Genomic DNA, 13,771 nt, shown 5'->3' with positions numbered 1-13,771 from the left:
TGCATAAAAAGGAGAGTTTATGAATATTTCTGACGTTCGTTCCATGGGTGTTGTGGGTGCTGGTCAAATGGGAAATGGGATCGCGCAAGTGGCAGCACAATTCGGTTATCAAGTTGTGATGGTTGACGTGGCATCAGCGGCTCTTGAAAAAGGCATGGCGACAATTTCTGGATCATGCGATCGCCTTATCAAAAAAGCGACGATGACAGAAGCTCAGAAAGCGGAACTCCTCGGCCGTATCAAAACCTCTCAAGACATGTCAGCGCTCAAAGACTGCGACGTGATTGTGGAAGCAGCGACGGAAAACGTAGATCTTAAATTAAAGATCTTCAAACAACTTGATGAAGTGGCAAAGCCAACGGCAATCCTGGCGTCTAACACGTCTTCAATCTCTATCACAAAAATTGCCGCCGTTACAAAGCGCCCAACGCAAGTGGCGGGCATGCACTTCATGAATCCGGTTCCATTGATGAAGCTTGTGGAAGGTATCAAAGGTTTGCAAACTTCGGATGAGACTTTCAAAACTGTGAAAGCTCTCTCTGAAAAAATGGATAAAGTTTTCGTTGAGTCAGTGAAAGACATGCCCGGCTTTATCGTCAACCGCATCCTCATGCCGATGATCAACGAAGCGGTTTACACTCTTCATGAAGGCATTGCGAATGTGGAAGCCATCGACAACGCGATGAAACTCGGAACAAATCAGCCGATGGGGCCGCTCACGTTGGCGGACTTTATCGGTCTTGATACTTGCTTGGCGATTATGAATGTTCTGCATGACGGTTTGGGTGATTCTAAATACCGTCCGTGCCCACTTCTCGTGAAATATGTTGAAGCGGGATGGCTCGGCCGTAAAACGGGCCGTGGCTTCTACGATTACTCACAAAAATAAGGATTAAAAAATGTCTTCTCAGTTTTCTTACAAAGCGATTAATCTTGAACTCAAAGACAATGGTGTTTGGGTTCTGACAATTCAGCGCCCAGAGGCTCTGAACGCTCTCAATCAACAAGTATTGAATGATATGGCCGATGCTCTTCGCCAGATCGGCGAGATGCCTTACGAAAGCTCTCGCGCTTTGATCATCACAGGCTCCGGCGAAAAAGCTTTCGTAGCAGGCGCTGATATCAAAGAAATGTCCGATCTCAATGTGGAGCAGGCAAAATTGTTTGCTCTTCGTGGTCAGTCCATTTTCCACGAATTGAACCTTTTGAAAATCCCCGTGATTGCAGCAGTCAACGGATTTGCGTTGGGTGGCGGTTTGGAACTCGCACTGGGTTGCGATTTCATCTTTGCCTCTGAAAATGCAAAATTCGGTTTGCCGGAAGTGAGTCTTGGTTTAATCCCAGGATTCGGCGGGACCGTTCGCCTTGCGCGTGCCGTGGGTATCCGTAAAGCCCGTGAGCTGACTTACACGGGCGACATGATTACGGCGGTGGAAGCATTGCAGTTGGGCCTTGTAAACAAGGTTGTGCCGCAAGCAGAACTCATGAATACTGTGATGAAGACCGTGGGCACGATTCTTTCTCGCGGGCCGATTGCCGTTGCTGCAGCTAAGAAATCCATCAATCAGTCTTATGAGCTTGATATTGAAGAAGCACAAAAAGTCGAGGCCGATCATTTCGGTGAACTCTTTGCTACTGAAGATGTGCGCGAAGGAACCCGCGCTTTCGTAGAGAAACGCAAACCTGCTTTTAAAGGAATTTAGTTTTTATGTACACGCCGAAGAATCCTGTTCGTATTGTCACTGCGGCTGCTTTGTTTGACGGCCACGACGCCAGCATCAATATCATGCGAAGAATTTTGCAAGAGATGGGGGCTGAGGTCATTCACTTGGGGCATAACCGCTCGGTGAGCGATGTGGTCAAAGCCGTTTTGCAAGAAGGCGCTCAAGGCGTGTGCATCAGTTCTTACCAGGGCGGTCACATGGAGTACTTCAAATACATGAAGGACCTCCTCGACATGAATGGTGCGAGCTACGTGAAAATCTACGGCGGTGGCGGCGGAGTGATCGTTCACGATGAAAAGCGTGAACTGGAAGCTTACGGCATTGCTCAGATCTTCCACCCGGATGACGGTCGTCGTTTGGGTCTTGAAGGCATGATTGAAATGATCGTGCGTGGCTGTGACTTCGACATGGCGGAAGCAAAAGCTAAAGTCATCGAGCACAAAGTTGAAAATCCATTCGCCAAAGACACGATTCCGTCTTTCGATTTAGGTCGCGCGCTTTCGATGATTGAGAATGGCGTTGATGAAGCTAAAGTTCACACGCTTATGAAAGGCAGCGGCCTTGATAAGTTTAAAGCCGCTAAAGGCGTACCTCCGGTTCTTGGGATTACAGGAACGGGTGGTGCCGGTAAATCGAGCTTGATCGATGAAATCGTTCAGCGTTTCTTAAACGCGTATCCGGATAAAAACATCGCGGTGGTGTGTGTGGATCCTTCCAAGCGCAAAACCGGCGGCTCGCTCTTGGGTGACCGTATTCGCATGAATTCTCTCAGCCGTGGGCATGCTTACATGCGTTCCGTAGCTTCACGCGGTTCCGGCCGAGAGATTGCTTCAAGCCTTCCTTCGATTTTGAAATATTTGAAAAACTTTAACTTTGATCTGATCATCGCAGAAACTTCGGGTATCGGTCAGGGCAATATGGCGATCACCGAAGTCAGTGATATGTCCATGTACGTGATGACATCGGACTTCGGCGCACAGTCACAGCTTGAAAAGATCGACATGATCGACTTCGCGGACCTGATTGCCGTGAATAAAGCCGATCGTCGTGGCGCCATGGATGCTCTTCGTGATGTAACGAAGCAATACAAGCGTTCACGCAAGATCTTTGATGAAAAAGTTAAAGTGCCTGTGTTCCTCACGCAAGCCTCGCAATTCAACGATGGCGGTGTGAATAAGTTGTTCTTTAAAATGGCCGACCTTCTGACTGAGAAGAATCCAACGAACAACTGGGCAATGGATGAAGAGTTTAAGAAAAATGTTCTCTCTGCAGAAGAGCACTCGATCATTCCACCCGAACGTCAGAACTACTTGGCTGAAATCGTTTCAACGATTCACAAATACAAAGAACGCACGGAGAAATTGTCTGAAAAGGCTTCGACCTTAGGTGCGTTACATAATGTTGCGAATCTTTTGAAGGCCGAGCCTGCGAACGTAGAGAAGGTTCAGAAGAATCTTGAGCTTGAGTTCACAGCTGAAGAGCTTGATTCTTTGAAAAACTGGAATGAGTTGCAAGAGCGCTATGCTGGCGATGAATTGATTTTCAAAGTCCGTGGCAAAGAAATCCGCCAGCAGCTCACAGTGGAAAGCTTGAGCGGCACTAAGATCCGCCGCGTGGTCTTGCCAAAGTTTAAAGACTGGGGCGATAGATTTAAATTCTTAAAACTTGAAAACGTTCCGGGTGAATTCCCATTCACGGCCGGTGTGTTTCCGTTAAAGCGTGCCGATGAAGACCCTAAGCGCATGTTCGCCGGGGAGGGCACTCCAGAGCGTACTAACCGCCGCTTCCATTACCTGACAAAAGGTGAAGGTGCGCCTCGTTTGTCGACGGCGTTTGACTCTGTGACTTTGTACGGTCAGGATCCAGATCCGCGTCCGGATATCTTCGGTAAAGTCGGTGAGTCGGGTGTGAGTATCTGTACTTTGAACGATATGAAAAAACTCTATGCGGGTTATGATCTTTGTTCGCCAAATACCAGCGTGAGTATGACGATCAACGGTCCTGCGCCGATGATCCTTGCGTTCTACTTCAATACGGCCATCGACCAGCAGGTTGAGAAAAAAGAAAAAGAGCTCGGCCGTAAACTTACTGAAAAAGAGTGGCAAGAAACGGCTGACTGGACGGTGCAACAAGTGCGCGGAACGGTTCAGGCGGATATCTTAAAAGAAGACCAAGGCCAGAACACGTGTATCTTCTCGATCAATTTTGCACTCAAGATGATGGGTGATATTCAGGAGTTTTTCGTTAAGAAGAACGTAAAGAATTTCTACTCTGTCAGCATCTCGGGCTATCATATTGCGGAAGCCGGCGCGAATCCGATCAGTCAGCTCGCGTTCACACTTTCAAATGGTTTCACTTTTGTTGAGTACTATTTGGCTCGTGGCCTCAATGTCGATGATTTCGCTCCGAACTTGTCTTTCTTCTTCAGTAACGGCTTGGATCCAGAATATGCGGTCTTGGGCCGTGTCGCTCGCCGTATCTGGTCTGTAGCGATGCGTGATCTTTATAAGGCGAACGATCGTTCTCAGAAGCTCAAATACCATATTCAGACTTCAGGGCGTTCTCTGCACGCTCAGGAAATTGATTTCAACGATATCCGTACGACCTTGCAGGCACTTATTGCGCTTTATGATAACTGCAATAGCTTGCACACGAACGCGTATGATGAGGCGATCACGACGCCAACAGAGGAATCTGTTCGCCGTGCGATGGCGATTCAGCTCATCATTAACCGCGAATTCGGTGTTTCTAAGAATGAAAACCCAAATCAAGGAAGCTTCTTCCTAGAAGAACTCACAGACTTAGTTGAAGAAGCGGTCCTCAACGAGTTTAAGCGTATCAACGAGCGTGGCGGCGTGCTCGGTGCGATGGAAACTCAGTACCAGCGTTCTAAAATTCAAGAAGAGAGCTTGTACTACGAGCGCCTGAAGCATGATGGCAGCTTGCCAATCATCGGCGTAAACACGTTCATCGATCCTAAGACGATGCAAGCAGACTACATCCCGCCGAAGATTGAACTCGCGCGTGCCTCATACGAAGAGAAGAACCAACAGCTCACGAACGTGAAAGCATTCCAGAAGTCAGAAGCCACTCAAGGCGAGAAAGAGCTTCAGAATCTGAAAGCCGCAGTTCTAAAAGGCGATAATATTTTCGCCGCGCTGATGAAGGCGGCAAGACATTGCAGTCTGTACCAAATGACGGAAGCCCTCTACGAAGTGGGCGGTCAGTACCGCAGAAACTTATAGAGAACTCTCATGAAACGTCGACCTGACGGCCCGGACGGCCGTCAGGAAGCGGGGCTCGGGGCGGAGCCCCGACTGGCAGGACGCAGGAAGACCTGCGGAGCCATTACTAACTAAGTACTCTGTTTCTTCTCATCCTGTTTTTGTTCTTTCACGTCTTTGTGTTTTTCCTGACGGTCTTTTTTCAGCTCTTGCTTAGCTGTTTTTAATTTTTCGACGTCTTTCTTTTGCTCTTCTTTTTTCTTTTTCAGTTCTTCTTGGTCTTGAGCAATTTTGTCAGGGCTTGTGCCGTTTTTCTTTTCTTCCTTGATCACTTTTTTAAGCTTTTTCACTTCTTTGTGATCAGCTTGGACTTGTTGTTTGTCCTGTGTGATTTCTTTTTTGTCGGACTGGATTTTTGCTTTATCCGCTTCGACTTTTTGCGAGTCCGCTTTCACTTCGCCATCCACTGCGCGAGCAATTGGGGCAAAAGCTAAGAGTGTACTAAGTGTTGTTGCGATCATGAGTGTCTTTTTCATAAAACCTCCTATTTGGTTTTGTTCAAATGTTTCTCACTGAACTCAGCATACCGAAGGCGCATTAAAGCCGGATGTAAACGCGATTAAATCTCTCTAATGTCAGTCTGAGACATCTTTTGAGTTTCTCGAGAGAGATCGCGAAGTTAGGTGAAAAGGCCGCAAACAAGTGTTTGCTTGACAAAAATTACCTGGTTTCAGGGTTTTTGCGTTTGCAAATAAGCTCGATTTTAAGCGCTCTTTTGCTTTTTGGAGCAAGCTTGTCTATATTTCCACAGTTTTTAAATAGTACGGATAGACCGTAAAAAGGTGCCTTTCTCATGGTTGAACTTTCGATTAAACGCCCCGTTTTTATTACCTGCCTTTTCGTTCTGATTATCATCGCCGGATTGATTTCTCTGAAGAAGCTCTCTGTGGATCTTTTCCCGGATGTGACTTTCCCGATTGTGATGGTGCAAACACCATATTCTGGTGCCGGTCCTTCTGAGATTGAGACTCTCGTTACAAAACCCATCGAGGACGAGCTTGCTTCTGTTTCCGGTATCAAGACTTTGAGCTCCATCTCTCAAGAGGGTGTGAGCACTGTCATTGTTGAATTCAACTTGGCGGTCGATATCAAGTACGCGGAGCAACAGGTCCGCGACCGCGTTGCTAAAGTAAAAAACAAACTTCCTGAAGACGCGGATGAAGCGATCATCCGCCGCGTGGATCCAGCCGATCAGCCGATCATGATGGTGGCGATTGAGTCTGAACTTCCACCGGCACAGCTCTACGATTTGGCAGACCAAGTTGTGAAGCCTCGCTTTGAGCAGGTGGATCAAGTCGGTCTCGTGGATATCCTCGGGGGCCGTAAGCGTGAGATCCGCGTTGAGCTCGATCTTAAGAAAATCTCTGATCACGAGATCTCGGCGTCTTCTATTCGTGGCAGCCTCGGGACAACGGGCAAGAATACTCCTGCCGGTAAAATCGATAAGGGTGATAAGACGAGCGTTGTTCGCACACTCGGTGAATTCCGCACGATCGATGAGATTAAGCAGATTCCAGTGAACTACCAAAACGTTCTTCATCCGGTAAAGATCGGTGAGATCGCACAAGTCACGGACACTTTGCAGGACGAGACTTCTCGTACTTACGTAAATGGCAAGTCGGGCATTTTGCTACAAATCTATCGCCAGTCGGGTGCGAACACGATCGCCGTTGCTGATAACATCGTTAAGAAGATCGACCAGATTAACAAAGAAATCTCCGGTCAAGGGACATTGAAACTTGTGCAAGACGGGGCAAAGCCGATCCGGGCAAACGTGTATGATGTGAACGAGACCATCATCATCGGTATTATTCTGACGATCGTCGTCGTCTTCTTCTTCCTATCGTCGTTGCGTTCAACCCTTATTACAAGCTTGGCACTTCCGAACTCATTGCTTGGGGCCTTTATCTTGATGGCTGTGGCAGGATTCTCAATCAACATCATGAGTCTTTTGGCGTTGTCACTTGCCGTGGGGCTCTTGGTGGATGATGCCATCGTTGTACGTGAGAATATCTTCCGTCACATTGAGATGGGTAAGACGGCAAAGCAAGCGTCCCTTGACGGCACGAAAGAGGTCTTGCTCGCGGTTATTGCAACGACAATGACGGTTATTGCCGTATTCGGTCCGATCGGGTTCCTCAGTGGGGTTGTCGGTCAGTTCTTTAAAGAGTTCGGTCTGACGATCTGTTTTGCGATGATGATCTCTCTCGCTGATGCGATTACAATGGCACCGATGATGTCTGCGTACTTTGCTGGTAAAGGTCACGAGAACATCGCAGATAAGAAAATCTCTTCGAATAAATTCTTGGCAGTCATTGATATCACACTTAAGAAATTCGACCGCTTCCAAACATGGCTTGAAGACGTGTATGTGAAAGTTCTTGAAGTCACGATGAGACGTCCAAAGATTATTCTTTTCTCAGCGGTTGCCATCTTTGTGGCGTCGATTGTGCTTGCGAAGTTCATCCCTAAGACCTTCTTGCCGCCGCAAGATAACGGCGAGTTCATGGTGGCCTTGGATCTTCCGCCGGGCACAAGCCTGGAGCGTATGGACACGGTTGCTAAGGAAGTCGATGCGATTTTGCGCCAGCAAAAAGAAGTCAAACAAACCGTTTTGAGCGTAGGGAATGCTCAAGGGGAGTCCAATAAAGCCAGCGCCTTCGTTGAGATGGTTCCATCCAAAGAGCGTAAGGTGAACACGAGTGACTTTAAAGCTAAGGTCCGTGAGCTCTTAAAACCGTTTGCTTATGCCAATCCGGTTGTAAAAGATCAGGATAAGACGGGTGGAAGTGCCCGTCCGTTTACTTTAAATATCGTGGGCAGTAATCAAGCTCAGCTTGAAAAAGAAGCGACCTTCATCCTTGAAAAACTGAAAAATCATCCCGCGTTGCTCGACGTGGATACAAGCTTCCGTCCAGGAAAGCCTGAAATCCAAATCGACATCAATCCGGCGCGTGCAGCGACCGTGGGCGTGTTAAACACTCAAGTCGGTAACGAACTGCGTGCGCTCGTAGAAGGCGTGACTCCGGCGGTTTTCCGTGAGGGTGGTAAGGAATACGATGTTCGCGTGCGTTTACAAGAAAACCAACGCGATATTAAGCAGTACTTGGAACACGTGAGAATCCCTGCGATGAATGGACGCCTGACTTATTTACGTCTGTTTGCGGATGTGAAAGAAGCACAAGGTCCCACAACGATCAATCGTCAGGATCGTATCCGTTACATCCAGATCACAGCAGATATCGCGCCAAAGGGTCCTGGGATGGGTGCTGCGATCAACGATGTAAAACAACTGCTTGAAAAAGATCATCCACTTCCAGCGGGCATGAGCTATAAATTCGTGGGTCAAGCTGAGAACTTCCAAGAGTTGCTTGTTAACATCGTGGTTGCGATGGGCTTAGGTGTTTTGTTCATCTACATGGTTTTGGCGTCACTCTATGAGTCTTTCGTGACTCCGCTCACGATCATGCTTGTTTTGCCGCTGGCGGCTTGTGGCGCATTCTATGCGTTGCTCATTACTCAGAGCTCGCTGGACTTGTTCTCGATGATCGGGTGTGTGATGCTCTTGGGTATTGCCACGAAGAACTCCATCATCTTGGTGGATTACATCAATCAATCGATGCAGGGCGGACTCAGCATGCATGATGCGATCTTGAAGGCCGGTAAAAACCGCCTTCGTCCGATCTTGATGACGTCGTTTGCGTTGATCGCAGGTATGTTGCCAGTTGCCATTGGTCTGAATGAAGCCTCCAAGCAAAGAACAAGCATGGGGGTTGCGATCATCGGGGGTTTGATCAGCTCGACATTGCTGACGCTCGTGGTGATTCCAGCAGCTTACGGTTACGTCGAGCGCAGCCGTCGCTGGGGGAATAAGTTCTTTGGCAAGCTTGTGACAAAAGACGAGGACTTTGCTCATCACGCTCCGACGGCGGACGCTCCGGCTGTTGCACAAATTAAAAGTGCAGAAGAGGAAACGACGATCACTCCGGACCTTGAACCTCAAGTTTAGTCAGGTTAGGCTTTCTTTAATGGAGGCCTTTAATGAAATCTCTTCTGGCATTTGCAGCCGTTCTTTTAGGGCTCAGCAGTTCTTGCTGGGCCACGACTCCTGAATATATTGAAATCAAAGAATTTCCGCCGTTAAGGCTAGAAGTCACTGCTTCCGGCGGCGTGGCTCTGCAAACGGGCTATCTGACATCGAAAGACTCGGTGGGAAGTTACATCCTCGGAGTGAACTTCGTGATGCCGGGTGGACTGTTCTCGTTTGAATGGCAGGGCTTTGAAGCGGACCACGACACCGGTGAGTTTGCGCTGAATAATAACAAATCCGTTTCAGTCTCAACGATGTCTTTCATTCCGCATGTGCAGGTCTATAGCCGCAACTCTTGGAACATATATCTCGGCATTGGCTTCACCAATATCGGCCTTTATCAGACGAGTCCCGACTACACGATCAACTACGGAAGCTTCATTATGGCGGGGTTGCTCCGCTATGAAATCGCGCCGAAGTGGGCCGTTCATTATAAGACTCAGTGGTACAACGTCGTTCAGACTTTCAATGACCAGAAAACAAGTTTCGAAGTCTGGAACCACATGATCGGTGTGGGCTATAGCTTTTTCTAAGTGGCTGTCGGATCCGTCGGAGCTTGCGGTTTTTTAAACCAAACATTGGAAGGCGTCTGATAGAGCAAGATCACGCCATACAACTGCAAGGCCAGTTGAAAAGCTCCGACGACACCTGAAACCGGAGCCACGTTAAATGCTTCCATTAGATAAGGCAGAGACATCGGCACGCCGATCACGAATAAAATCGTAAATACAATGCGGGCCCAGTTTTTTCTGCGACTTAAGAAGAAAAGCAGCACTAAGTTAAAACCAAAAGAAAATATCAGCGTGAATATGATGAAAATCCAGGGTGCCATGCCCGGGATGTTGGCGGCTTCGACTTTCGCTTTCGTCTGCTCATAGGTGAGGGCGAAACGAACCACTCCCAAGGCAATCGAACCAATGATCATCAGAATGGCTTTGCGAATTTCTGCGGGAATCTTTGAAGCTTGATTTTCCATAAACGAAGTTTAGTGAAATTGTTTGCAAAAGTCTACTGGCAGATTGAAATGCCTTCTTTGTCTTTCTTGCAAGTCAGTGATTTATCGCAGAAGAAGGAGCTTCCGGAGCAGAGGTCCGCAGATTTTCCCTGATAGGCATCTCCACCAGTGCAGGCATTGACTTTATCACCGCGATCTTGGCAGGTCAGTGGATACTTGCAAAAACCTCCGGGCGAGCCTGAGCAGTAATCGCCGGCATTTCCTTTGCCGAGCTCGCTATTGATGCAAACCGTTCGGCCATCTCCGCGATCGCGGCAGGCCTCTGGATATTTGCAGCCGCAGTCGTCAGCAAAAGTGAGTAGCGGAAGAAGTAAAATAAGCCCTAAGATGTATTTCACTCAGCAAGCTCCTTAAAAGAAGTAAATATAAGAACCCTTCATGTCAGAAATTTCATGGCGATTTTGATATTCGACACGAACTTCGTGGGCGCCACTAGAGACCGAAATTCCAAACTGATTGTCCCAGAAAAACTCATGCTCTTGAAGTGAATAAAGATATTTTGCACCGAACAACGAGCGGAAGTGCGGATCCCACTTTGTCATAAGCAACGCCTGGGCACCGGCATAACCAGCGTATTTGCTGTCTTCCGTGCGATTTTCCATGCGCCCCAGAAACACCCAACGCGTGGGATACTTCTGAGCCACGTCAAAGCTTGAGCCCGCGCCGAAATCAAAATAAGGCGCAAGCTTTGGCCGTGTGCCGATATCCACCGTCCAACTGACGGGGTGATCTAGAATATTTGTCGGCGAAGTGGAGAGGATATTTAAAAATGTAAAGTGAGTCAGATCTAGATTCTGGCTGGTCAAGAAGTAGCGGAACTCAAGACTGAGAACTTCTAAGTGAATAAATGGAGAAAGTCCCGTATCGTCTGAAAGCAGATCATGAAAAGCGCGGCGGTACTTAAAACTGAAATAGCTTTTTTCATCATACGAGCCATAGCCAAAATAAGCGCCCATGGCCCGATGACTGAGTAAGGGCGATGCCGGCGGGTCTATGATCATAGGTCCAGTAATCTGGCCAAGCTTCGCGCGTTGAACGGCCAGCGCATACCTCTCGTCTTTAAATTCTTTTTGTTCGCGGTATTCTTTGATGGCCATATAACTCATCGAGGCCTCAAGCACTTCGGCCTTTTCTTTGTTTGAAAGCTTCTCGGTGAATTTAAACTCCTTCGGAGTCTTCACGGCATCGCGGAGTTCTTTTTTCTCACCCAAACTAAGTCCCGCATAACGGGTGCGCCATTCGGCCTGTAACGAAGGTCTCACCTTTTCACTTTCAAGAAAGCCGTCATCATTGAGCAGTCGCACGGTATCGAGCGGAATCACAAAATTACTAAACTCCTGAGTGAGATTCATTTTGGGCCGAACAAGATTAATAAGTTCCAGAATCTGATACGAGCAGTTTTCATCCGAAAAATAGTAGTAAGAATAACTGCCGTCGAGTTCGAGCAAGTGATCTACCATGAACTCGACGTCGCTCTCAGAAAGTTTTAATTTGTACTCCCAAAGATCCCGGCCCTCGAGGTTTGTGTATTCGCGGATTTTTTCGTGATAAGGAAGCATCGAAAAGTTTCCGGGATAAAAACCAAAAAGTCCTTTGAGCGCATAGAGCGCGCCCGCATCTTGACCGGTCAGGGCGGCGTAGTTAACGCCATAGTCGAGCAGTTCTTTTTGCTGGGTGTTTTCGGGATTATGCAGTCTTAAAAAGGTATGCCCGAAGCTTGAGCCCGGACTTGTGAGGTCTCCGGCGGCAAAAATAATATAAGCTTCTTTAGCGCCGAGCTTCTTCTTCCATTCATCGCGCTCCGTACACGTAACGAGGTCTTCGTTTTTAAGCGGTAAGACGGTTTTAAGCCAGTGCATGCGGCCGAGGTAACGGCATTGAAGCTGGCTTTGGTCGGCGGAAAAGAGCTGGTCTATTGTCGTTAGGAGTTCCGCTTCGGGATTCTCAGCGCCTAGAGGCGAAAGAAAGAAATTTCCGAGAATTTTTGAGTGATAATTTCCAGTCCAAGTTTTGTGATAGTGCCCGAGTTTCAGCCATTGCGGGTTCTCGGCGAGGTGTTTTTCGAGAGCGATTTTTTTATAGGAGCCTGTCTGCTCCAATGAAAAGCCCCACACAGAGTGCGGGGCTATCAGTGTTAGAAACAAAAATACCAAGAACCGATTAAGAACCATGGCACATTTGGTTGAGTTCAGCTTGACCTGCCATTTCAGCATTCAAGTTGTGAACCATGTCGACAGCGCTTGTGTTCGCCGCTGGCAAGATTTGAGAGTAAGAAGACTGGGTGAAGCCCGCGAAAGCTTTTTGAGAGTCTTGGCTTGAACAGCCTTTCAAAAGAGCCAAAGTCGCCAACTTCTCGCCATGACCTTGAGCCATTTCGCGTGAAAGTTCTTCTTGATTGATTTCAACGAAGTACTGGATTTGTTTGTCGTTCATAACCAAGCCGCTTGCAGAACAGCCAGATGTACCGAAGGTGATACCCAAAGGCTGAGTCAAAGTAGACGTGTTTGTTGTTGCTGCAAAAAGCTGAATTAGCTTTGAGTTTTTAGTGAAAATAATACTGCCAAGACCGCATCCCGCGTCCGCAGCCATTGATGAAGAACCTGCCATTAACAATGCTGTTGCGACGGAAGCCGCTAATACCTTTTTCATTGAAACCTCTCCTTGTTTTCAACGTAGTTGTTTGTTTAATAAGGCTGACGTACTTAGGCCGAGAGTGCAAAGGATATTTTTCAGGGCCTCTTCTGGAAGGGGTTTGAAGGGTCAAGCGTTCCCATTATGCCTGGGGACAGTTTGTTCAGCGGACCGTTTCCATTCCCAAGAAATAAAAACAGTATGATGACTAAATTATTGCAAATACGAGTGAAATTCACTAGTTCGTATCGCCTGAGGGGGACTCATGGAAGAAATGATCAAATTGAACTCGGATATCTCCGTTTTCCTTTATGATGTTTTGACAAAACGCCAAGAAAAGAATGCGAAGTATTCGCTTCGTGCCTTTGCGAGAGATCTAGGGATTTCTCCGGGACGCGTGTCTGAACTTCTTCACGGCCGTCGCCTGCCGGGTCGTGATTTGATTTTAAGAATTGCCGATGCATTGAAGTTATCTCCTTTGGAAACCGAGGGTCTTTTCCGTCTCGTGCATCGCCAGAAGCTTGTGCAAAAAGAAAACGGCGGAGCTCGCCAGCTCTTAGCCGATGAATACGCGATGGTGGCAGATCTGGAGTGCTACGGGCTTCTCATGTTGATGGAGACTGAGGGTTTTAAATCCGACATCGAATGGATTGCGCGCCGCTTGAATGTGACAGCGCTGAGAGTGCAAAGCATCTTGGAGCGTTTAGAGCGCTTGAACTTGATCCGTAGCCGCTATGGTGTTTATGAGCGCCTTCAGCACCGAGTGACGAGCACCCATGATACGCCTTCGGATGTTCTGAAGGAGTCTCACGCTAATGTCATGAAGCACGCGATGGAGGCTCTCTACAATGTGGATTTAAATCTCAGAGATATTACCTCCATCACGATTCCCGCAGATCCTGATAAACTTTCGCAGGCTAAAGAAGAGATCCGTCTTTTCCGCCGTAAAATGGCGAAGATCATGGGCTCAGGAAAAACGCGCGAAGTTTATAATTTAAATATTCAACTCGTTCCGATCACGAAATAG

General features: G+C 47.8%; 11 protein-coding genes. 6 read left to right on the top strand and 5 right to left on the bottom strand.

What is annotated here, in order from left to right; translation table 11 throughout:
• The first annotated feature begins 19 nt into the window (after positions 1–19).
• The 3 genes from JSU04_08245 to JSU04_08235 are packed head-to-tail and all read left to right on the top strand — an operon-like array spanning position 20 to position 4,969.
• Complete coding sequence (locus tag JSU04_08245; GenBank protein MBS1970284.1) at positions 20–889, top strand: 3-hydroxybutyryl-CoA dehydrogenase; 870 nt, start codon at positions 20–22, stop codon at positions 887–889.
• 10 nt (positions 890–899) lie between these two features.
• Positions 900–1,703: an enoyl-CoA hydratase/isomerase family protein gene (locus JSU04_08240; GenBank protein ID MBS1970283.1), complete on the top strand. Its 804-nt coding sequence runs from the start codon at positions 900–902 to the stop codon at positions 1,701–1,703.
• 5 nt (positions 1,704–1,708) lie between these two features.
• Entirely contained in the window at positions 1,709–4,969 is a 3,261-nt protein-coding gene (locus JSU04_08235) for a cobalamin-dependent protein (protein MBS1970282.1), read from the top strand.
• A 110-nt stretch (positions 4,970–5,079) separates the two neighbouring features.
• Here the strand turns inward: JSU04_08235 and JSU04_08230 are convergent, their stop codons facing one another.
• Positions 5,080–5,484, bottom strand: a complete 405-nt coding sequence (locus JSU04_08230; GenBank protein ID MBS1970281.1) for a hypothetical protein — start codon at positions 5,482–5,484, stop codon at positions 5,080–5,082.
• Between the two features lie 317 nt (positions 5,485–5,801).
• Between JSU04_08230 and JSU04_08225 the strand changes: the two genes are divergently transcribed.
• Both JSU04_08225 and JSU04_08220 read left to right on the top strand, forming a co-directional pair.
• Positions 5,802–9,017 (top strand): efflux RND transporter permease subunit, encoded by a 3,216-nt coding sequence (locus JSU04_08225; protein MBS1970280.1) that lies wholly within the window; start codon positions 5,802–5,804, stop codon positions 9,015–9,017.
• Between the two features lie 32 nt (positions 9,018–9,049).
• Positions 9,050–9,631 carry a hypothetical protein gene (locus JSU04_08220; GenBank protein ID MBS1970279.1) on the top strand — a complete coding sequence of 194 codons (582 nt, stop codon included), beginning with the start codon at positions 9,050–9,052 and terminating at the stop codon, positions 9,629–9,631.
• Here the strand turns inward: JSU04_08220 and JSU04_08215 are convergent.
• Genes JSU04_08215 through JSU04_08200 form a run of 4 tightly spaced genes read right to left on the bottom strand, consistent with a single transcriptional unit; the run spans position 9,628 to position 12,762 of the window.
• The gene (locus JSU04_08215) at positions 9,628–10,074 is read right to left on the bottom strand and encodes a hypothetical protein (protein ID MBS1970278.1); all 447 of its coding nucleotides are present in this window, start codon (positions 10,072–10,074) and stop codon (positions 9,628–9,630) included. The genes JSU04_08220 and JSU04_08215 overlap by 4 nt on opposite strands.
• A gap of 32 nt (positions 10,075–10,106) precedes the next feature.
• Positions 10,107–10,451 (bottom strand): hypothetical protein, encoded by a 345-nt coding sequence (locus tag JSU04_08210; GenBank protein ID MBS1970277.1) that lies wholly within the window; start codon positions 10,449–10,451, stop codon positions 10,107–10,109.
• Positions 10,452–10,463: 12 nt separating this feature from the next.
• Complete coding sequence (locus JSU04_08205) at positions 10,464–12,284, bottom strand: DUF4105 domain-containing protein (protein MBS1970276.1); 1,821 nt, start codon at positions 12,282–12,284, stop codon at positions 10,464–10,466.
• Entirely contained in the window at positions 12,274–12,762 is a 489-nt protein-coding gene (locus JSU04_08200; protein MBS1970275.1) for a DUF3015 family protein, read from the bottom strand. Before JSU04_08200 ends, JSU04_08205 begins: the two co-directional genes overlap by 11 nt.
• Positions 12,763–13,009: 247 nt before the next feature.
• On the opposite strand from JSU04_08200, the gene JSU04_08195 reads away from it, so the two are divergent.
• Positions 13,010–13,771, top strand: a complete 762-nt coding sequence (locus JSU04_08195) for a TIGR02147 family protein (GenBank protein MBS1970274.1) — start codon at positions 13,010–13,012, stop codon at positions 13,769–13,771.

The organism is Bdellovibrionales bacterium, assembly GCA_018266295.1.
GTDB lineage: Bacteria > Bdellovibrionota > Bdellovibrionia > Bdellovibrionales > Bdellovibrionaceae > JACMRP01.
This window is presented reverse-complemented; position numbering and strand designations above follow the sequence as displayed.